Annotated in this window: 14 protein-coding genes and 1 pseudogene; 8 read left to right on the top strand and 7 right to left on the bottom strand. The window is 72.8% G+C overall.

Features of this window, described 5'->3' with window-relative positions; genetic code table 11:
• Nucleotides 1-37 precede the first annotated feature (37 nt).
• Nucleotides 38-3,058, top strand: a complete 3,021-nt coding sequence (locus AB0924_RS25905; protein ID WP_366912649.1) for a glycoside hydrolase family 38 C-terminal domain-containing protein — start codon at nt 38-40, stop codon at nt 3,056-3,058.
• Between the two features lie 132 nt (nt 3,059-3,190).
• Nucleotides 3,191-3,685 (top strand): annotated as a pseudogene (locus AB0924_RS25900) (amidohydrolase family protein); the annotation flags it as partial.
• Here AB0924_RS25900 and AB0924_RS25895 read toward each other — a convergent pair.
• Nucleotides 3,676-5,097, bottom strand: coding sequence for a lipase maturation factor family protein (locus AB0924_RS25895; protein WP_358937023.1), 1,422 nt, complete (start codon nt 5,095-5,097; stop codon nt 3,676-3,678). The pseudogene AB0924_RS25900 and the gene AB0924_RS25895 sit on opposite strands and share 10 nt — an antisense overlap.
• A 166-nt stretch (nt 5,098-5,263) precedes the next feature.
• Between AB0924_RS25895 and AB0924_RS25890 the strand changes: the two genes are divergently transcribed.
• Together AB0924_RS25890 and AB0924_RS25885 are read left to right on the top strand one after the other, a co-directional pair.
• A complete protein-coding gene (locus tag AB0924_RS25890; RefSeq protein WP_358937021.1) occupies nt 5,264-7,357 on the top strand; it encodes a SpoIIE family protein phosphatase in 2,094 nt (697 codons plus the stop codon).
• Between the two features lie 40 nt (nt 7,358-7,397).
• Nucleotides 7,398-8,261: a DNA-formamidopyrimidine glycosylase family protein gene (locus AB0924_RS25885; RefSeq protein ID WP_358937019.1), complete on the top strand. Its 864-nt coding sequence runs from the start codon at nt 7,398-7,400 to the stop codon at nt 8,259-8,261.
• Between the two features lie 48 nt (nt 8,262-8,309).
• Here AB0924_RS25885 and AB0924_RS25880 read toward each other — a convergent pair whose 3' ends face one another.
• The 3 genes from AB0924_RS25880 to AB0924_RS25870 all read right to left on the bottom strand — a co-directional run bounded on the left by AB0924_RS25880 (nt 8,310) and on the right by AB0924_RS25870 (nt 10,383).
• Nucleotides 8,310-8,963, bottom strand: coding sequence for a zf-HC2 domain-containing protein (locus AB0924_RS25880; RefSeq protein WP_358937017.1), 654 nt, complete (start codon nt 8,961-8,963; stop codon nt 8,310-8,312).
• A 194-nt stretch (nt 8,964-9,157) separates the two neighbouring features.
• Nucleotides 9,158-9,679, bottom strand: a complete 522-nt coding sequence (locus AB0924_RS25875; RefSeq protein ID WP_358937015.1) for a hypothetical protein — start codon at nt 9,677-9,679, stop codon at nt 9,158-9,160.
• A 155-nt stretch (nt 9,680-9,834) separates the two neighbouring features.
• A complete protein-coding gene (locus AB0924_RS25870) occupies nt 9,835-10,383 on the bottom strand; it encodes a sigma-70 family RNA polymerase sigma factor (RefSeq protein ID WP_358937013.1) in 549 nt (182 codons plus the stop codon).
• A 242-nt stretch (nt 10,384-10,625) separates the two neighbouring features.
• Between AB0924_RS25870 and AB0924_RS25865 the strand changes: the two genes are divergently transcribed.
• The gene (locus tag AB0924_RS25865; protein ID WP_366912648.1) at nt 10,626-11,768 is read left to right on the top strand and encodes a CapA family protein; all 1,143 of its coding nucleotides are present in this window, start codon (nt 10,626-10,628) and stop codon (nt 11,766-11,768) included.
• Here AB0924_RS25865 and AB0924_RS25860 read toward each other — a convergent pair whose 3' ends face one another.
• Nucleotides 11,769-13,193, bottom strand: a complete 1,425-nt coding sequence (locus AB0924_RS25860; protein ID WP_358937009.1) for an amino acid permease — start codon at nt 13,191-13,193, stop codon at nt 11,769-11,771. It abuts the gene before it with no gap.
• A 174-nt stretch (nt 13,194-13,367) separates the two neighbouring features.
• Here AB0924_RS25860 and AB0924_RS25855 point away from each other — a divergent pair, with 174 nt between their 5' ends.
• Nucleotides 13,368-14,612: an MFS transporter gene (locus AB0924_RS25855; protein ID WP_358937007.1), complete on the top strand. Its 1,245-nt coding sequence runs from the start codon at nt 13,368-13,370 to the stop codon at nt 14,610-14,612.
• Here AB0924_RS25855 and AB0924_RS25850 read toward each other — a convergent pair.
• Nucleotides 14,548-15,018, bottom strand: a complete 471-nt coding sequence (locus AB0924_RS25850) for a universal stress protein (protein WP_358937005.1) — start codon at nt 15,016-15,018, stop codon at nt 14,548-14,550. The genes AB0924_RS25855 and AB0924_RS25850 overlap by 65 nt on opposite strands.
• 188 nt (nt 15,019-15,206) lie before the next feature.
• On the opposite strand from AB0924_RS25850, the gene lysX reads away from it, so the two are divergent.
• On the top strand, nt 15,207-18,497 hold the full coding sequence (gene lysX / locus AB0924_RS25845) for a bifunctional lysylphosphatidylglycerol synthetase/lysine--tRNA ligase LysX (RefSeq protein ID WP_366912647.1): 3,291 nt from the start codon (nt 15,207-15,209) through the stop codon (nt 18,495-18,497).
• A gap of 104 nt (nt 18,498-18,601) precedes the next feature.
• Nucleotides 18,602-19,435, top strand: coding sequence for a polysaccharide deacetylase family protein (locus AB0924_RS25840; protein WP_366912646.1), 834 nt, complete (start codon nt 18,602-18,604; stop codon nt 19,433-19,435).
• Nucleotides 19,436-19,462: 27 nt separating this feature from the next.
• Here the strand turns inward: AB0924_RS25840 and AB0924_RS25835 are convergent, their stop codons facing one another.
• Nucleotides 19,463-20,146, bottom strand: coding sequence for a class F sortase (locus AB0924_RS25835; RefSeq protein WP_358936998.1), 684 nt, complete (start codon nt 20,144-20,146; stop codon nt 19,463-19,465).
• Between the last annotated feature and the right edge of the window lie 298 nt (nt 20,147-20,444).

Genomic DNA, 20,444 nt, shown 5'->3' with positions numbered 1-20,444 from the left:
GTGACCCGCACCCGGAACCCAGCAGGGAGCACCCCGCATGCATGACGACCGCAGCCTGGTCGAAGCCCGTCTCCGGCGCGTCCTCGACGAACGCGTCCGCCCCGCCGTGTACCTCGAGTCCGTGCCGCTGCGGGTCGCCGTCTGGCACGCGCCCGGCGAGCCCGTGCCGGTCGCGGACGGGCTCGCGGCCGAACCCGAGCCGATCGAGGTGGGCGCCCGGTGGGGCGCGCCCTGGGGCACCAGCTGGTTCCGGGTGACCGGGACCGTCCCTGAGGCCTGGGCGGGCCGGACCGTCGAGGCCCTGCTCGACCTCGGCTTCGACGAGAACATGCCCGGCTTCCAGTGCGAGGGCCTGGTCTACCGGCCCGACGGCACCCCGGTGAAGGGCCTCAACCCGCGCAACCAGTGGGTCAGGATCGGCGCCCCGGCAGAGGGCGGCGAGGAAGTGCGTCTGCACGTCGAGGCCGCCTCCAACCCGGTCATCCTCGACTACCACCCCTTCCGGCCCACCGTGCTCGGCGACAGGGACACCGCCGGTCACGAGCCGCAGTACACGCTCACCCGCATGGACCTCGCCGTGTTCGACGAGACCGTGTGGCGGCTGGTGCAGGACCTGGAGGTGCTGGGCGAGCTGATGGCCGAGCTGCCGGCGGACTCGGCCCGGCGGCACGACATCCTGCGCGCCGTCGACGGGGCCCTGGATCTGGTCGACCTCCAGGACGTGAACGGCACCGCGGAGCGCGCGCGGGCCCGGCTCGCCGGCGTGCTGGCCGCCCCGGCCGTGCCCTCAGCCCACCGGATCAGCGCCGTCGGGCACGCGCACATCGACTCGGCGTGGCTGTGGCCGCTGCGGGAGACCGTGCGCAAGGTGGCCCGCACGACCGCCAACATGACCGCGCTGATCGAGGACGAGCCGGAGTTCGTCTTCGCCATGTCCCAGGCCCAGCAGTGGGCGTGGGTGAAGGAGCACCGGCCCGAGGTGTGGGCGCGGGTACGCAAGGCCGTGGCGGAGGGGCGGTTCGTGCCGGCCGGCGGGATGTGGGTCGAGTCGGACACCAACATGCCCGGATCGGAGGCGATGGCGCGGCAGTTCGTGCACGGCAAGCGGTTCTTCCTCGACGAGTTCGGCATCGAGAACGAGGAGGCCTGGCTGCCCGACACCTTCGGCTTCGCCGCCGGACTCCCGCAGATCATCCGGGCGGCCGGGTCCAAGTGGCTGCTGACCCAGAAGATCTCCTGGTCGCGGACGAACACGTTCCCGCACCACACCTTCCACTGGGAGGGCATCGACGGCACCCGGATCTTCACGCACTTCCCGCCGGTCGACACCTACAACTGCTCGATGCGGGGCGGCGAGATCGCCCACGCCGCACGCAACTTCAAGGAGAAGGGCAGGGCCCGGCACTCCCTGGCGCCCACCGGCTGGGGCGACGGAGGCGGCGGCACCACCCGCGAGATGGTCGCCAAGGCGGCCCGGCTGCGCGATCTGGAGGGCTCCGCGACCGTGGTCTGGGAGACGCCCCGGGCGTTCTTCGAGAAGGCCGAGGCCGAGTACCCCGAGGCGCCCGTCTGGGTGGGCGAGCTCTACCTCGAACTGCACCGCGCCACCCTCACCAGCCAGGCCATGACCAAACAGGGCAACCGCCGCAGCGAGCATCTGCTGCGCGAGGCCGAACTGTGGGCGGCCACCGCGGCGGTCCGCACCGGATTCCCCTACCCCTACGAAGAGCTGGACCGGATCTGGAAGACGGTGCTGCTGCACCAGTTCCACGACATCCTCCCGGGCTCGTCCATCGCCTGGGTGCACCGCGAGGCCCGGGCGACGTACGCCCGGGTAGCCGCCGAGCTGACCGGGATCGTCGAGGCCGCGCAGCGCGCGCTGGCGGGTGAGGGGACGACGCCGCTGGTGTTCAATGCCGCCCCGCACGCCCGCGCCGGCGTCCCGGCCGCGGGCGCGGCGGCCGCCCGGACGGAGGGCGCCACGACGCTCGCTCCGCGCCCCGACGGCGGACACGTGCTGGACAACGGCCTGCTGCGGATCCGGATCGACGCCCGCGGCCTGGTCGTCTCCGTGTACGACATCGCCGCCGACCGCGAGAGCGTCGCGCCCGGCCGCGCGGTGAACCTGCTCCAGCTGCACCCCGACTTCCCGAACATGTGGGACGCCTGGGACGTCGACGAGTTCTACCGGAACACGGTCACGGACCTCACGGACGCCGACTCGGTGACGGCGGGCGAGGACGGCGCCTCGGTGCGGGTCGTACGGTCCTTCGGGTCCTCGCGGGCCACACAGGTGCTGTCGCTTCCGCCGGGGGAGCGGCGGCTGCTGATCGACACCGAGCTCGACTGGCACGAGACGGAGAAGTTCCTGAAGCTGGCCTTCCCCCTCGACCTGCACGCCGAACGGTACGCGTCCGAGACGCAGTTCGGGCACGTCCACCGGCCCACGCACACCAACACCTCGTGGGAGGCGGCCAAGTTCGAGGCCTGCAACCACCGCTTCGTCCACCTGGAGGAACCCGGCTGGGGCGTGGCGCTGGTCAACGACTCCACGTACGGCCACGACGTGACCCGTACGGTCCGCACCGACGGCGACCGCGGTACGACGACCACGGTCCGCGCCTCCCTCCTGCGGGCCCCGCGCTTCCCCGACCCCGAGACCGACCAGGGCGTCCACCGCTTCCGGCACGCCCTGATCCCCGGCGCCGGAATCGCGGACGCGGTCCGCGAGGGCTGGCGGATCAACCTGCCGGAGCGGCGCGTCACCGGCGCCCACGAGGTCGCCCCGCTGGTCACGGTGGACGACGACGCGGTCGTCGTCACGGCCGTGAAGCTGGCCGACGACGGCAGCGGCGATGTCGTGGTCCGCTTCCACGAGGCCCACGGGGGCCGGGCCCGTGCCACCCTCACGGCCGGCTTCGAGATCACCGGAGTCACGGCGACGGACCTCCTGGAACGCCCGGCCGCCGGGAGTCCCGCTCCGGACCGGGACGGCGACCGGATCACCGTGCGGCTGCGGCCGTTCGAGCTGATGACGCTGCGGCTGAGCAGGCGTTGACCGGGCGCCTCGGGCCACAGCGGCTCAACGGGCGCTGACCGGGCCCGCAGCCGGCCCGGGGGCGGACCGGCTGCGGGCCCGGCTCACGGATCGAGCCGGGCCTGGGCATCCGCCACCAGGTACAGGCCGAACCCGGACCCGCGCTGGCTGCTGCGCGCCGACGTGCGGCGCGGCCTGGCCGCCGTCGCCGCCGCGGGCCTGGTGTACGACCTCGTGGTCCTGCCCCACCAGCTCCCGGCCTGCGCCGAGGCGGTGGCGCGCCTGCCCGGGCTCACCTTCGTGCTGGACCACCTGGGCAAGCCGCCCGTCGCCGCCGGGGAGCGTGAACCATGGGAGACGTCCCTGCGCGCCTTCGCCGCGCTGCCCAACACCGTCGCCAAACTCTCCGGCCTGGTCACCGAGGCCCACCCGGCCTCCTGGACACCCGACGACCTGCGCCCGTAGACCGACGCCGCCCTGGACGCCTTCGGGCCCGATCGGCTGATGTTCGGCTCCGACTGGCCGGTCTGCACCCTCGCTGCCGGCTACGCCCGGGCGTGCGGGACGGCACGGGAACTGACCCGGGACCTCGCCCCCGCGGAGCGCGCGGCCCTGTTCGAGGGCACCGCCCGCCGCGTCTACGGCCTCTCAGCCACTCCCGCGAGCCGCGTGGGCGGCAGGTACTCCCGCACGAACGTCCGCTCCCAGCACGCCCCGGTCGCCCGCAGTTCCCGCCAGGTGGTGTAGCGGTAGCGGAAGAGGCGGGCCCGGACGAACCGGGGCGGGGTGTCCCGGGGGAAGGGGGAGCGGCGCAGCAGCCGCAGGGTGTCACGGTCGTTCTCCAGCAGCCGCTCCACCAGCCGGCCGAACCAGTCGCCGGCGTAGCCCGGGGACAGCGCGGCGAACCACATCAGCCAGTCCAGGCGCAGATGGTAGGGCGCGAAGAGGCGCGGCCAGTGCCGTGGGTCGCCCGGCTTGCCCTTGAACTCGTACTCCAGCCACCGCGAGTCCTCCCTCGGCGCGTCGTCCAGAGTGCCCTCGATCACCACCTCGTACCGCACCCGGCTGACGCTGCCGAACGCGCCGTAGGTGTTCACCAGGTGCAGCGGGTCGAAGGACCGGTTCATCACCTGGCGCCGGGAGATCATGTTCATCACCGGGTGGTAGCTGAGGAACAGCAGCAGCGCGGCGACGGCCAGCACGACGGCCTCGTACCAGAGCGGGGCCGGGGGCACGGACGGCGCCGTCGCCGGCAGCCGCAGCGCGGACAGCGCCAGCACGATGGTGATCCAGTTCAGCCAGGCGAAGTTCCCGGACAGCACCAGCCACAACTGGGTGACGATCATCAGCGCGGCGGCGGCCGAGGCGACCGGCTGCGGCGTGAAGAGCAGGAACGGCACGGCGAGCTGGGTCACGTGGTTGGCGGCCACCTCCACCCGGTGCAGCGGTTTCGGCAGATGGTGGAAGAACCAGCTCAGCGGGCCCGGCATCGGCTGGGTCTCGTGGTGGTAGTCCAGACAGGTCAGCTTGCGCCAGCACGCGTCGCCCCTGAGCTTGATCAGCCCGGCCCCGAACTCGACCCGGAACAGGATCCAGCGCAGCAGGAACAGCACGACCACGGGTGGCGCGACCTCGTCGTTGCCGAGGAAGGCCGCGAGGAAACCGGTCTCCAGCAGCAGCGACTCCCAGCCGAACGAGTACCAGGTCTGCCCCACGTTGACGACCGACAGGTACAGCGCCCACGGCACCAGCCACAGCAGGATGCCGCCCCACAGCGGCAGAGCCGAGTCCACCCCCGCGAGCAGGGCCGCCGACACCGCGCAGCCCGCCCAGGCGACGGCCGCGAAGAAGCGGTCCGAGTAGTGCAGCTGGAACAGGCTGGGCGCCCGCCGGAACGGCACCCGCGCGGTGAAGCGGGGGACCGGCAGCATGCCGCGCTCGCCCAGCAGGGCCCGGAACTGCAGGGCCGCCACCAGGAACGCGACGAGGTACACGCCGGCCAGGGCCCGCTGGAGGACCAGCCTGCTCAGCCAGTAGTCGGGTGCGGTGAACCAGTCCACAACTGCGCTCCTGCCAGGGTCGTGGCCACCGCGACGAGGGTGCCCAGTGGCACGGGAAGGGCCCGTCACACCGTGTACCGCACGCCTCCGCCTGCGTAACACGGGCGGGTGAGGCGGGGGCGGATTACCACTCGAAGAATCGGGCGAATGCTGGCAAGGTAGGCGCATGGCTGATCGGGGAGCGAGCGCCCTGTCTCTCCCGGAGGACTGGCCCGCCCACCCGGACCCGATCCTGGCGCTCAACAACATGGGCAGCTTCGACTGGGACCTGGACACCGGTCTGTTCAGCATGGACGCCCAGGCGCACGAGATTTTCGACCTGCGCCCCGACGAGTACGACGGCCGCCCCGAAACCCTCTCCGTGCGGGTGCCCCCCGCCGAGGCGCACCGCCTGGACGCGCTGGTGGCCCTGGCCATCAAGGACGGCAGCGAGAACTACGGCGCGTACTTCCGCCTCCGCCGCCGTGACGGCAGCCTGCGGTGGACGCACACCCAGGGCTACATACGGCGGGACGAGACCGGCCGTCCGCGCCGGATCATCGGGATCGTCCGGGACGCCACCGAGGAGCTCAGCGAGAGCGCGGGCCGCCAGGACGCCGCCGCCCTGGACGCCGCGCGGCGCGAGCAGACCAACGTCGTCCAGATCGCCACCGCCGCCCTCGCCCACGCCCGCACCGTGCAGGACGTCATCGACGTCGTCACCGACACCCACGGACTGACCCTGCTCGGCTCCAGGAGCATGGTCCTCGGGCTGGTCGAGGCGGGCCGCATCCGGCTGGTCGCCGAGGGCCCCGCGGGCAGCTTCGTACCCGGCACCCGGGTCACCCGCACGGACGAGCAGTACCCGATGAGCGAGGCGGTGCGGACCCTCAGCCCGTGCTTCATCGAGTCACCGGAGGAGTTCGCCGAGCGCTTCCCGCTGCTGTGGCCGCACATCACCGACCTGCGGATCACCTCCGCCGCCTATCTGCCGCTGATCGCCCAGGCCCGCCCGATCGGCGCGATGGGCCTGCTCTACGACGACCGGCGCGGGTTCTCCCAGGAGGAGCGCAACGTACTCGTCGCCCTCGGCAGCAGCATCGCGCAGAGCCTGCAGCGGGCGATGCTCTACGAGCAGGAGAAGGACCTCGCCCAGGGCCTGCAGCAGGCCATGCTGCCCCGCACCATCCCCAGCGTGCGCGGCGCCGACGTCGCCGTCCGCTACCGCGCCGCCGCCGTCGGCGGCAGCCTCGGCCGGGACATCGGCGGCGACTGGTACGACCTGATCCCGCTGCCCGGCGGAAGGGTCGGCGCGGTCATCGGCGACGTCCAGGGCCACGACACCCACGCGGCCGCCGTGATGGGCCAGCTCAGGATCGTGCTGCGCGCCTACGCCGCCGAGGGCCACACCCCGGCCACCGTCATGGCCCGCGCCTCCGTCTTCCTGCGCGAACTCGACACCGACCGCTTCGCCACCTGCCTGTACGCCGAGGCCGACCTGTCCACCGGAGTCGTCCAGGTGGTCCGCGCCGGGCACATCGACCCGCTGGTCCGGTACGCCGACGGCACCTGCCGCCGCGTCCCGGTCGAGGGCGGTCTGCCGCTCGGGCTGTCCGCCGAGTTCGGCCGGCTGGAGTACCCCGTCTCCACCCTCGAACTCGATCCCGGCGACACGCTCCTGCTGTGCACCGACGGGCTCGTCGAACAGCCCGGCACCGATCTCGACGACGGTGTGCGCACCCTGACGGACCTCATCGCCCAGGGCCCCGAGGACGTGCGCGCGCTCGCCAACCGGCTGATAGCGGCGGCCGAGGAACGCGGCGGCGACGACGACGTGGCCCTGCTCCTGCTGCGCCGCCGGGCCCTGGAGGCCCCGAGGGCCGGAGGCCGCTTCCAGCAGCACGTGGCGCCCGGTGACCCGGAGGCGCTCACCCAGGCCCGGCACCTGATCCGCGCCGCCGTCCGCGGCTGGGGCGCACGGGACCGGACCGACGAGATCGAACTGGTCGCCGACGAACTGATCACCAACGCGCTGATACACACCGAGGGCGCCGCGATCGTCACCCTGCGGGTCCTGGAGGGCAGCGACCGGCGGCTGCGGGTCGAGGTCGAGGACTCATCCAGCGCCCTGCCGCGCCGCCGGGACGCGGGCGAGAACGGCGTCTCCGGCCGCGGGCTGCTCCTCGTCGACCGGCTCGCCGACGTGTGGGGCGTGGAGGCGCGCGGCGGCGGCAAGGCCGTGTGGAGCGAGTTCCAGGTGCCGAAGCGGCCGGCCGCGTGACCGGCGAGGCGTTGTCGGTGCGGGATGGCACTCTGGAACCATGCCGGAACTGCCCGAGGTAGAAGCGCTGAAGGACTTCCTCACCGAGCACCTGGTCGGCCGACGGGTGGTGCGGGTGCTGCCGGTCGCCATCAGCGTCCTGAAGACGTACGACCCGCCGGTCACCGCGATCGAGAACAGCGAGTTCACCGCCGTGCGGCGGCACGGCAAGTTCCTCGACCTGGCGACGGGCGACGGGCTGCACCTGGTCACCCACCTGGCCCGCGCGGGCTGGCTGCAGTGGCGGGACCGGCTGCCCGACGGCCCGCCACGGCCGGGCAAGGGCCCGCTCGCGCTGCGCGTCGCACTGGAGACGGGGGAGGGCTTCGACCTCACCGAGGCCGGCACCCAGAAGCGCCTCGCGGTGTACGTGGTCCACGATCCGCGGGAGGTCCCGGGCGTCGCCCGGCTCGGCCCCGATCCGCTCGCCGCGGACTTCGACGCGGACCGCCTCGCCGCCCTGCTGAAGGACGAGAGGCGGCAGCTCAAGGGCGCGCTGCGGGACCAGTCCCTGATCGCGGGCGTCGGCAACGCCTACAGCGACGAGATCCTGCACGCCGCGAAGATGTCCCCGTTCAAGCTCGCCGCGTCCCTGACCCCGGAGGAGACCGGGCGGCTCCACGAGGCCCTGCGCGGCACCCTCACCGAGGCGGTCGAGAGATCGCGCGGCCTGGCCGCCGGGCGGCTGAAGGCGGAGAAGAAGAGCGGTCTGCGGGTCCACGGCCGCACCGGTGAGCCCTGTCCGGTCTGCGGCGACACCATCCGAGAGGTCTCCTTCAGCGACTCCTCGCTCCAGTACTGCCCGACCTGCCAGACGGGCGGCAAGGCGCTGGCCGACCGCAGACTCTCCCGGCTGCTGAAATGAGGCGGCCCGCTCACCGAGGGGGACGGCCGGCCGTCGCCGGCCGGGGCACTAGCGGGGCGTGAGCGACACCAGCGGCTGCCCGTCCGTGGTGCGCACGTCGTAGCGGGCGATCTGGTCCGGGTGCATCGAGGAGCCGGCCATGGTCGTGGTCGTCCCGCGGTCGTGGGCGCCCACCGTCCAGCCGGAGACCGTCTGCTCCGAGCCGTCCCGGCCGACGACCACGAGCCGGCAGGAGTGCGGCCCCGAGCCGTCCTTCACGTCGAGCCGCATCCGGCTGCCCAGGTCCCCGTCCTCCGTGGTCACCTGCGCCCACACCCCGGTGCCCGGATCGGTCGCCGCGGTCACCCGGGCGGCCGGGGCCCCGTGCGCGGAGTGCAGCACGACCCCCGGTCCGGCCACCGCCAGCACCACCGAGGCCGCCAGGCCGTACAGGAAGTGGCGGCGCCGGGCGCGGTGCCGGAGCGCCAGTTCACCGAGGAGCCGGTCCAGCAGCCGGGGACCGGGCTGGGCCATGGGGTGCACGAAGCGGGGCGTGGCCCGGCGGTACAGCATCAACTGCCGTGCGGCGGGACCGAATTCGGTCACCTGTGCCGCGCACCGGGGGCACTCCATGAGGTGGTCCTCGAAGCGGAAGGCCTCCGCCTCGTCCAGCACGCCGAGCGAGTAAGCGCCGACGTCGCGATGCCTTTCCAGGGACCTCATGCCGAATCCTCGTGCCGATGGGTGCGGGTGGGGTTACTCCGTGCTCCCATCCGTACGCAGCCGACAACCGAATCACTCAAGGCGCACACCGAATCGTGACCAAGAGATTCGGAGCGGACCGCCCCGCGGATTGGTGCGATTTCCAGAAAACCTCAGGAACTCGCCATCGAGGAGGTCAGGGCGGTGCCGGGGCCTCAGAACAGGTGGATGGCGAGATGACCGAGGGGCAGTCCGAGCCGCCAGGCAGGGGTCCACACCTTGGGTCCGTCCTCCTCGCCGGACACCGAGCCGCCGCCCGGCACCGCGTCCAGGTCGGGCGCGAGCAGCTCGGTCTCCTCCAGCCAGCGCCAGGCGTCGGCGGCCAGCGCCAGATCGGGTGAGGGCGCGGCGGCCGCGGACTCCTCGGCGGCCAGCTCCGCCATCCGCAGGCCCACCCACTCCTGCCACGGCTGGTCGTACGCCGTCAGCGACAGCCAGTTCTCCAGCTGTGAGATCACCCGGATGCCGGAGAGCTCGCCGTCGGTGTCGGAGAGGAAGACGGTCAGTGCCAGGGCGTCCCGTCCGGCCCGGAACTCGAAGGACGTCGGCGGCATCAGATCGCCGGTGCGCAGCAGCTCGTCGGCGATGTACTCGGCGTACAACCAGGCCATCGGGACGGCCAGTTCACCACCATCGCCGACGCTGCCGTCGGTGCTCTCGTGACCTCTGTGCGGCATCCCTTCCTGCCCTTCCTCCGGTGCGTGCGCTCGCCCGAACCTCCGGGCCCGGCCACGAGCCCGGCCCCCGTCCGGAAACACGGATGAGGACAGCTGATGGCCCGAACGGGGTTCTCAGCAAGGCGCTTTACCGAGGTTTGACCCGGCGGCCGGTTTCACCGCAGGTCGGCCGCATAACCCGGAAGGACCCCGCGCAGGGCGCGCAGCGCGTAGTACGCGCGGGACTTCACGGTACCGGGTGGGACGCCGAGGGTCCGCGCGGCCTCCGCCACACTGGCCCCGCGGAAATACACGAGTACCAGCACGTCACGGTGGGCCGGCGTGAGTGTCTTCACAGCCTTGCGGACGTCCAGCGCCGCGGCGGCCAGCTCGGCGTGGTCGGCGGTCACCCGCGCGTTCTCCGGCACCTCGTCACCGACCTCCGGCGGCCGCGCCTGGCGGGCCCGCCGCGCGTCGATCGCCAGCCTGCGGGCGACGGTCAGCAGCCAGGGCCGTACCGAGTCGAACCCGGCCGCGTGCAGGGCCTCCGGATGCTGCCAGGCGCGCACCAGCGTCTCCTGCACGAGGTCCTCGGCGCGCTGCCGGTCTCCGTCGCTCAGCCTGAGCAGCAGTGCGAAGAGGGGGCCGCCGTGCTCGCGCTGGAGTGCGGCGAGCTCGTGCTCGGCGGTCGTCGTCCCGGGGGGAAGTGAGGTTCCGGCCGTCATGGCCGTATGGCAGCGCAGGGCGCCGCCGGGGGACAGGGGGCGCGCGCCGCTCTGCGACGGACGGTCCGATCGCGTCGGTGAGCGGTCGCGCGAGCGGTGCGCGCACCGGCGCGGGTGGCATCGGATGGGCTAATTCCGGTGCTCCGTTTGTTTGCGCCGGGAGCCGTATTCATACCCATATGCCGTCAAAGCTTTGCCGGTGGACGAGACGTCCGCAGTGACGACGATGCTGGGGTGAACCGATGATCGCACGCAGGCATCAGGTGGCGCTGGCGCTGACCGCCCTGCTCGCCGCCGGGGCCGCCTGCCTGAACCAGGAACGGCAGGAGCCCGTCGCGGCGGGCCGCCCGGCACCGCCGGCCGCCCGCGCCGTCACGCTCGTCGCCTCCGGTGACGTGCTTGCGGACCGTTCGGTCGCCGATCGGGCGGGCTACGACGCCGGCGGCCACGGCCACGACTACCGCCCGATGCTCTCCGGCGTGGAATCCCTCGTGCACGGGGCCGATCTGGCGCTGTGTCACCTGGAGTCCGTCACCGGCGACGGCACCGCGGACGCCGGCACCGCGTCCCCGCCGCAGCTCGCCGCCGGCCTCGCCGCGACCGGCTACGACGGCTGCGCCACCGCCTCCGAGCACGCCCTCGACGACGGCGCCCCCGGTATCCGGCGCACCCTGGACACCCTGGACCGGGCCGGCCTGCGGCACACCGGGACCGCCCGCACCGAGGCCGAGTCCCGCTCGGTCACCCTGTACCGGGCGGGATTCGCCAGGATCGCGCACCTGTCGTACACCTACGGCACCGCCGGCCGGCCGCTCCCGGCTGGGCAGCCCTGGGCCGTCAACCCGCTCGACGCCGACCGGATCGTCTCCGACGCCCGCGCCGCCCGGCTGGCGGGCGCCGACCTGGTCGTCGTCTCCGTGCACTGGGGCACCGAGTGGCAGGACGCCCCCGACCGGACCCAGCTCGGCCTGGCGAACGCGCTGACGGCCTCGACGACCAACGGCCGCCCGGACATCGACCTGCTCCTCGGCACCCACGCCCACGTCCCGCAGGCCTACCAGAAGGTCAACGGCACCTGGGTCGTCTACGGCCTCGGCGACCAGATCGCCGGCGAGATGTTCAACGACAGAGGCGTGCGGGACTCGCGCGGCAACGAGTCCACCACCGCCCGTTTCACCTTCGCCCCGCCCGCCGCGCCCGGCGAACGCTGGCGGGTCACCAAGGCCGAGTTCGTCCCGCAGATGTACGACGTCGACGCCGGGCGGGTGCTCGACCTCAACCGGGCCATCGCCGGGGGCGCCGAGCTGGAGGGGGTGCGCGACCGCGTACGGGACGTGGTCCTCAGCCGCGGAGCCGCCGGGGACGGGCTGGTCATGGCGGACTGATCAGTCGGCCGGCCGGCGCTCGGCCAGCACCGAGCGCCGGTAGGAGTAGCCGAAGTAGATCACGCAGCCGATCAGGAACCACACCGCGAACCGCACCCAGGTCTGCCACTGCAGGAACGTGATCAGCCAGATGGAGAAGAGGACTCCGAGCGCCGGCAGGAACGGCATCCACGGCGTGCGGAAGCCGCGCGGCAGGTCCGGCCGCCGGTAGCGCAGCACGATCACCGCCGTGCACACCACCACGAACGCCAGCAGGATGCCGATGTTGGTCAGCTCGGCCGCCTCCCCGATGGGGATGAACCCGGCGATGAGCGCCGACGCCCCTCCGACGATCCAGGTCACCCGGGTCGGCACGTGGCGGGTCGGGTGCGTCTTGGCGAACCACCGGGGCAGCAGTCCGTCCCGGGACATCGAGAACCACACGCGGGTCACGCCCAGCATGAACGTGAACATCACGGTGAGGATGCCGATGATCGCGCCGACCGCGATCACGTCGGCCAGCCCGCTCAGCCCGACCGACTTGAACGCCGAGGAGAAGCCGCTCTCCGGGTCGATGTCCTTGTAGTTCTGCATGCCGGTCAGCACCAGGCAGGCCGCGACGTACAGCACCATCGAGATCGCCAGCGAGTAGATGATCGCCTTCGGCATGTGCCGCTGGGCGTCCTTGGACTCCTCCGCGGCGGTCGACATGGCGTCGTAGCCGAACACCGCGAAGAACACGGTCGCCGCGCCGGTGAAGGCCCCGCTGATGCCGAACGGGAAGAACGGATGGTAGTTCGCCGTGGTGATGTGGAACACGCCCACCCCGATCACCAGCAGCACCACCAGCACCTTCAGCGTGACCACGAACGTCTCGAACCGGGCCGCGCTGCGGATGCCCTGGGTGAGCAGCCAGGCGATCAGCAGGCACAGCACGGCCGCGAACAGGTCCACCCGGTGCCCGTGGCCGGTCCCCGGCGCGCCCAGCATCCAGGCGGGCAGGTCGGCGCCCATCTGCTCGACCAGGAAGCCGAAGTAGCCGGAGATGCCGATGGCGACCACCGCCACGATGGCCGTGTACTCCAGCAGCAGGTCCCAGCCGATGAACCAGCCCGCGAACTCGCCGAGCACCGCGTACCCGTAGGTGTAGGCCGAACCCGCCTTCGGGATCATCCCCGCGAACTCGGCGTACGACAGGGCGGCGCAGGCGCTCGCGACACCGGCGATGAGGAACGACACCAGCACCGCGGGCCCGGCCGTCTCGTTGGCCACCGTTCCGGCCAGTGTGAAGATACCGGCGCCGATGATGCCGCCCACACCGATGGCGGTGAGCTGCCACAGGCCGAGCGACCGCTCCAGCCCGCCGCCCCCGCCGACCTCGGTCTCCTCGATGTGCTCGATGGGTTTGCGGCGGAGAATTCCTTCGCCCATTCGGAGCTTGGCCATACGTTCCACCTCTTCGCCGACGGCAAACGGCTGACGGCGGATCATGATGGCTCAGCGGCGCTCCGTACGGAAGACGCCACGCACGGGCGGTCCGGCCCGGGGCCGGGCCGGACCCGGTTTTGATTCGCGGGGCCGGCGTTCGCTTTGATGGCGGGGACCAACGGGAGGTTCCGCATGGGGCGGCGGTTCGGGTGGCTGTGGGCCGCGTACGCGGTGAGCGCGCTGGGCACCTATCTGGCTTTCGACGCCTTCTCGGTGATCGCGGTCCTCGCGCTGCACGCCGGACCCGCCGAGGTGGCGCTGCTCGCCGCGACCGGGCCGGCCGTGGGTGCCGTGGCGGCGGTGCCGCTCGGACCGTGGGTCGACTTCCGGCTCAAGCGGCCGGTGATGATCGGCATGGACCTGATCAGGTTCGCCGCGCTGCTCACCATCCCCGCCGCCTACGCGTTCGGCGGCCTCGGGCTCGGCCAGATGCTGCTCGTGTCCGTCGTCGTGGCGGCCGCCGACATCACCTTCAACGCGGCCTCCGGCGCCTTCCTGAAGACGCTCCTCCCGGCCGACCGGCTGCTCGGCGCGAACGCCCGCTTCGAGTCCGCCAACTGGACCGCGCTCGTCCTCGGGCCACCCCTCGGCGGCGCCGCGATCGGCCTGTTCGGCCCGGTCACCACGGTCGTGGCCAACGCGGTCAGCTTCCTGCTGTCGGCGCTCGGCATCCGGGCCGTCGGCGCCGGCGAGCCCCGCCCCGAGCGCGGGAATGGGGAACGCCTGCGGGCGGGCGACCTGCTCGACGGCTGGCGGCACATCCTGTCCAGCCCGGAGCTGCGGCCGCTGTTCTTCAACAACCTCGCGGCCAACGCCCTGATCATGGTGGCCGCACCGCCGCTGGCCGTCCTCATGCTGGGCCCGCTCGGCTTCTCCCCCTGGCAGTACGGCCTCGCCTTCGCCGTGCCCTGCCTCGGCGGCCTCCTCGGCTCCCGGCTGGCCCGGCCGCTGGTCACCCGGTACGGGCAGTGGCGGGTCCTGCGCGGCGCGACCGTCCTGCGCGCCGTCTGGCCGCTGGGGCTGGCGTTCGTCCGGCCCGGGCTGCCCGGGCTGCTGCTGGTGATGGCCCTCGAGCTCGGCGTGATCACCTGCTCGAGCGTCTACAGCCCCGTCTACGCCACCCGGCGCCTGGAGTGCACGCCGAACGACCGGGTCGCCCGTACCCTCTCCGCCTGGTCGATCACCGGCAAGGCCACCACGGCCGCCCTGACCGCCCTCTGGGGCCTGCTGGCGACGTTCACCGGCCCCCGCGCGGCCATCGCCCTGGCGGGCGTGCTGCTCCTCGCGACCCCGCTGCTGCTGAGGCAGCCGGCTACGGAACGACCGTCACCGGCCAGCGTCCCGCCTTCACCAGCCGCACCGCCACCGAGCCGATGATGCGGTGCCCGGCCTGCTCCGAGGCCCCCACCACCACCGCGTCGGCCTTGAGTTCGTCGGCGGCCTTCACCAGGCCGTTGTAGGGGTCGCCGCGGAAGGTGTGGAACTCCCACCGGATGTCGAATATCCCCCGGACCCGTTCGGCCGCCTCCCGGATATAGGTGACCAGGTCCTCGGCGATCTCGTCGGTCGTCTCCGCCACCGGCGCCCCGAGCGCGGCCCCGGCCGCGAGCACCGGCTGCACGTACACGACGGCCAGCAGCGCGCGCTGCCGGCGGGCCAGACCGCCCGCGTACGCGGCGGCGCGCAGCGAGGAGTCGGAGCCGTCCACCCCGACCACGATGACCTTCGGTCCGTCGGTACCCCGCTCGAACTGGTGCGCGTGCTGTTCGTGCTGTTCCGTCACGGCCCGAGGCTATCGGAAGCACCCCCTCCGGCCGACGCACGGGTTCACGGGGCCGGGCGGCCGACGGTTCACGCCGCCGGGCCACCACCGGCCCCGCGTCGCCGCCCCGCACGGCCACCGGCCACGCGGCCGTGCGGCGCCGTTCGCTCGACGGGCGGCCCGACCGGGGTCTTCCTACAGTCGGAACCATGACTGCCACCGCCGGGCCGGCCGCACGGAGGGCTGCCGGGGGGCCGGGTCACCCGCCCGCCGGCGGGCACCTCGGACGGGTGCCCGAGGCCTTCGCGGCCTTCTTCGCCGCGCTCGGCCTGCTGTGCGCCCTGCTCGCGTTCGTCGCCCCGCTGCGCCGCGTCCTGCGCCCGGTCGTGCGGGCCCTCGACCTGCTCCTGGTCCCGATCAGCGCCAACCTCGCCTACGCCGTCTTCCTGTTCCTGCTGGCCGGCGCCACCGCCGCCCGCAAGAAGGTCGCCTGGTGGCTGGTCGTCGTCTATCTGGGGCTGCTGGTCCTCAGCGACGCCCTCGGTCTGGCCCTCGGCCAGTACGGCCAGTCGCTGCCGTCGCTGGTGCTGTGCGCCCTGCTGCTGCTCGTGCTGGTGGCGGCCCGGGGGGAGTTCTGCGCCGCCTCCCGGCGCGGAGCCGTGTGGCGGGCCCTGGGCGTACTGCTCGGCGGCCTCGCGGTGGCGATCCTGCTCGGCTGGGGGCTGGTCTCGCTGTTCCCCGGCACCCTGCCGCAGGGCCAGCACCTCGCCTGGGCGGCGGACCGGGTGTGCGGCGGCCTGGTCTCCAACAGCGCCTACGACGGCCGCCCGCCGCGCAGGGTCACCTTCGTGCTCGGTCTGCTCGGCGCGCTCGCCCTGCTGAACGCGGCGGCGACGCTGTTCCGTTCGCAGCGCCTGGAGGCGGCCCTGCACGGCGACGAGGAGGACCGTATCCGGGCGCTGCTGAGGGCCTACGGAGACCGGGACTCGCTCGGCTACTTCGCCACCCGCCGCGACAAGGCCGTCGTCTTCTCCGCCAGCGGCAAGGCCGCCGTCACCTACCGCGTAGAGGTGGGCGTGTGCCTCGCCAGCGGCGACCCGGTCGGCGACCCCGAGGCCTGGCCGCACGCCATCGCCGCCTGGCTGGACGTGGCCCGCCGGCACGCCTGGGCGCCCGCCGTGATGGGTGCCTCCGAGGACGGCGCCCGCGCCTACGCACGCGCGGGGCTCGGCGCCCTCCAGCTCGGCGACGAGGCGATCCTGCACATACCCGGGTTCGATCTGGACGGCCGGGACATGCGCGTCACCCGGCAGGCCGTGCACCGCGTCCGCCGCACCGGCGCCACCTGCCGGGTCCGCCGCCACGCCCAGCTCACCGACCGGGAGACGGAGGAGATCGTCGCGAAGGCCGACGCCTGGCGGGACACCGAGACCGAGCGCGGCTTCTCCATGGCCCTGGACCGGCTCGGCGACGCCGCCGACGGCGACTGCCTGCTGGTGGAGGCCATCGGCGACGACGGCCGGCTCCTCGCGCTGCTCTCCTTCGTGCCGTGGGGCCGCGACGGCGTCTCCCTGGACCTGATGCGCCGTGACCGCGCCGCGCCCAACGGCGTGATGGAGTTCATGGTCACCGAACTCTGCGCGGCCGCCCCCAAACTGGGAGTGCACCGGATCTCCCTCAACTTCGCCGCCTTCCGCTCCGTCTTCGAGGAAGGCGCCCGCATCGGCGCCGGACCGGTCCTGCGGCTCTGGCGCCGGCTCCTGCTGTTCTTCTCCCGGTGGTGGCAACTGGAGGCCCTGTACCGCTCCAACGCCAAGTACCACCCGCAGTGGTATCCGCGCTTCATCTGCTACGGCGACGCCGCCTCCCTCGCCCGCATCGGCCTCGCCTCCGGCATCGCCGAAGGATTCGTCTCCGTACCGTCCTTGCGCAAACTCCGCCGGAAGGGGCACCCGAAGACCTGGCGGCGGCCCGCCACCACCGAGGGGCCGCCGTCCTCGACGGCGCTCGGCCTCGACGGAGGGGACGAGGCCGGAGCCGCCGCTCCGGACGCGGGCCTGCCCGACCAGGTCCGCGTCCGGCACCACACCCTCGACCGGCTGCGCGCCACCGGCACCGACCCGTACCCGGTCGGCACGCCCCGGCCCACGCACGCCCTCGCCGACGTCCCGCAGGGGCAGGACGTCACGGTCGCCGGCCGCGTCATGCTGGTCCGCGACTTCGGCGGCATCGTCTTCGCGGTACTGCGCGACTGGTCCGGGGACCACCAACTCGCCCTCACCCGCGACCACTGCGGGGCCGCCCTCCGCCGCTTCCGGGCCGACACCGACATCGGCGACCACATCACCGCCACCGGGCGCGCGGGACGCAGCGACAAGGGCGAGCCCACCGTCTTCGTACGCGCCTGGCAGCTCACCGGGAAGTGCCTGCACCCGCTGCCCGACAAGCGCCACGGCCTCACCGACCCCGAGGCCAGGGTCCGCCGCCGGCACCTCGACCTGCTCACGAGCCCCGACGCCCGCCGCGTGGTCCGCGCCCGCTCCGCGGCCGTACAGGCATTGCGCCAGGGCCTGCTGGACCGCGGCTACCTCGAGGTCGAGACTCCGATGCTCCAGCAGATCCACGGCGGCGCCAACGCCCGCCCCTTCACCACCCACATCAACGCCTACGACCTCGACCTGTACCTGCGCATCGCGCCCGAGCTGTACCTGAAGCGGCTGTGCGTGGGCGGCCTCGAGAAGGTGTTCGAACTGGGCCGCACCTTCCGCAACGAGGGCGTCTCCTACAAGCACAACCCCGAGTTCACGATGCTGGAGGCCTACCAGGCGCACGCCGACTACGATGTGATGCTCGACCTGACCCGGGAACTCATCCAGGGCGCCGCGACCGCCGCCTTCGGCGCCCCGGTCGCGCACAAGGGCGGCCACGAGTACGACATCTCCGGGGACTGGCCGGTCAGGACGGTGTACGGCGCGCTCTCCGAGACCCTGGACGAGGAGATCGGCCCCGGCACCGAACTCCTGCGGCTGCATCGGCTCTGCGACCGCGCCGGAGTGCCGTACACCGCCGACGACGGGCCGGGCGACGTCGTCCTGGAGATGTACGAGCGGCTCATCGAGGAACGCACCCTGCTGCCCACGTTCTACAAGGACTTCCCGACCGAGGTCTCCCCGCTCACCCGGCAGCACCGCAGCGACCCCCGGCTCGCCGAACGCTGGGACCTGGTCGCCTTCGGCACCGAACTGGGCACCGCCTACTCCGAGCTGACGGACCCCGTCGAACAGCGCCGCCGGCTCACCGCGCAGTCCCTGCTGGCCGCCGGGGGAGACCCCGAGGCGATGGAACTCGACGAGGACTTCCTGGACGCCCTCGAGTACGCGATGCCGCCCACCGGAGGCCTCGGCATGGGCGTCGACCGGCTCGTCATGTTCCTCACCGGCCTCACGATCCGCGAGACCCTGCCCTTCCCGCTGGTGCGCCACGGGCGGCGGCCCTCCTGAAGATCGTTCCCGGGTCGCCGGGCGTTGCGCCGTACGGGTGTATTACCGCCGCCGCAACGGTGTCGCTGTGGTGCGGCGGCGGGGTGCCGGGCGACTGATGAGTCATGCAGAAGGATCAGTTGTTCACACGGCGCCGCATGCTGCTCGCCGGGACCGCCGCGCTGGGCGCCGCGGGCACCGCGGGAATCGTCCTGGCCGGCGGTGGGGAGCCGGCCCGCACCGCCGCACCCGTCGCCGGTCCGCAGGCCCGCCAGCAGCTCAAGTCCTCGGCCTTCCGGCTCCAGCCGCTCACCGGATACGGCCCGCCGCGTGCGGCGCCGCGCAAGCCCAAGGTCCGGCACGAGCCCATCCTGCGCATCTCCGGACGCGGCCGGCAGATGATGCTCACGTTCGACGACGGCCCCAACCCGGCCTACACCCCGCACATCCTGGACACCCTCGCAAAGTACGACGTACGGGCGATGTTCTTCGTCTGCGGGGAATGCGTCGTGGACAACCGCGAACTGCTGGCCCGAATGGCCGACGAGGGGCACGTCGTCGGCAACCACACCTGGACGCACCCCCTGCTGACCAGCCTCAACCGCAAGGAGATCCGCTCCGAGATGGAGCGGACCAGCGATGTCATCGAGGACAGCTACGGCGAGCGCCCCCAGTGGTTCCGCGCGCCCTACGGCGCCTGGAACCGCGCCGCCTTCCAGATCGGTTCCGACCTGGGCATGGAGCCGATGGCTTGGACGGTCGACACGACCGACTGGGAGACACCCGGCACCGGCACCATCATCGAGCGGGTGAAGGACGGCGCCGCCCCCGGCGTCGTGGTGCTCTCCCACGACGCCGGGGGCGACCGTTCGCAGAGCGTCAAGGCGATCCGGGAGTACCTGCCCCATCTGCTCGACTCCGGTTACCACCTCACCGTTCCGCCCCGGCGCCTCACCTGAGGGGGCGTCCGCCCGCCCGGCGGCGGCTCACTCGACCGCGACCAGGCGGGCGAAGACGACGACGTTGCCGTCGTAGCCGTGCTGCTTGGTGAAACCGCCGCCGCAGGTGATCACCCGCAGCTCCGGGGAGCCCTTCGAGCCGTACACCCGGTTGCCGGGAAAGCTGCTCTTCGCGAAGACCTCCACGCCGTAGATCTCGAACACGGGGGTCTTCCCGTCCTGGCGCCGGACCTCGATCCGATTGCCCTTCTTCAGGGCCCCGAGCCCGTAGAACACGGCGGGGCCCTGCTGGTTGTCGACGTGCCCGACGATCACCGCGGTGCCCTTCTCCCCGGGGGACACGGCGCCGGTGAACCAGCCCGCCAGGTTGGGGTTCTCCGGCGGCGGGGCGCCGACCCAGCCCTGGGTGTCCAGGCCCACGGGCTGGACGGGAGCGTCGACGTGGATCGCCGGGATCCGGACCTGGTCGGCCGGGGAGAACGCCAGCGGGGTGACGGCGGCCGCCGCCGCGGCCGGGTCCTGCTCCGGCGTGGCACGGCTGTCCGCGGCCGCCGCCGACGCGGGCTGCGGCGGTCCGACGTCGAACTCACCCGAGCCATTGCGGATGAGCGCCAGACCGGTCAGCAGAACAAGCGCTATCACGCCCCAGGGGGCACGCTTGCGCCGCCGCTCCTCCTCTTCGGCCAGCTCGGCCAGCTCGGACGCAGACATTCGCCATCCCCTCTCGACGCGGCGGTCACCACGCCTTCGCGCATGGGAAAACGCTAAGTCCCGCGCGAGGGGCGGGCGACGGGGCGACGGGCGAACGGGTGGCCCGTCACCTCGCCGGTGCGCCATCCGAGTTGCAGCGGAAAGGATTTTTCTGATGGGCCGTGACCTGCATGAATATCTGGTTGTGTGGTTTTCCGTCGGCGTGTCCGATCACCAGAACGGACCATTCTCGATGTGCGGGCGTGTTCCGGGCGACTGAGGGTCTTGTCGGGAGGTGCTTTCTCGCCGATCGCCCGGG

The organism is Streptomyces sp. NPDC047869, assembly GCF_040704065.1.
GTDB lineage: Bacteria > Actinomycetota > Actinomycetes > Streptomycetales > Streptomycetaceae > Streptomyces.
This window is presented reverse-complemented; position numbering and strand designations above follow the sequence as displayed.

Coding starts and splice junctions, on each gene's coding strand:
- AB0924_RS25840 (WP_366912646.1), top strand. CDS start 18,602: ATGCAGAAGGATCAGTTGTTCACACGGCGCCGCATGCTGCTCGCCGGG.
- AB0924_RS25835 (WP_358936998.1), bottom strand. CDS start 20,146: ATGTCTGCGTCCGAGCTGGCCGAGCTGGCCGAAGAGGAGGAGCGGCGG.
- AB0924_RS25870 (WP_358937013.1), bottom strand. CDS start 10,383: ATGACGGCCGGAACCTCACTTCCCCCCGGGACGACGACCGCCGAGCAC.
- AB0924_RS25905 (WP_366912649.1), top strand. CDS start 38: ATGCATGACGACCGCAGCCTGGTCGAAGCCCGTCTCCGGCGCGTCCTC.
- AB0924_RS25885 (WP_358937019.1), top strand. CDS start 7,398: ATGCCGGAACTGCCCGAGGTAGAAGCGCTGAAGGACTTCCTCACCGAG.
- lysX (WP_366912647.1), top strand. CDS start 15,207: ATGACTGCCACCGCCGGGCCGGCCGCACGGAGGGCTGCCGGGGGGCCG.
- AB0924_RS25875 (WP_358937015.1), bottom strand. CDS start 9,679: ATGCCGCACAGAGGTCACGAGAGCACCGACGGCAGCGTCGGCGATGGT.
- AB0924_RS25890 (WP_358937021.1), top strand. CDS start 5,264: ATGGCTGATCGGGGAGCGAGCGCCCTGTCTCTCCCGGAGGACTGGCCC.
- AB0924_RS25880 (WP_358937017.1), bottom strand. CDS start 8,963: ATGAGGTCCCTGGAAAGGCATCGCGACGTCGGCGCTTACTCGCTCGGC.
- AB0924_RS25860 (WP_358937009.1), bottom strand. CDS start 13,193: ATGGCCAAGCTCCGAATGGGCGAAGGAATTCTCCGCCGCAAACCCATC.
- AB0924_RS25855 (WP_358937007.1), top strand. CDS start 13,368: ATGGGGCGGCGGTTCGGGTGGCTGTGGGCCGCGTACGCGGTGAGCGCG.
- AB0924_RS25865 (WP_366912648.1), top strand. CDS start 10,626: ATGATCGCACGCAGGCATCAGGTGGCGCTGGCGCTGACCGCCCTGCTC.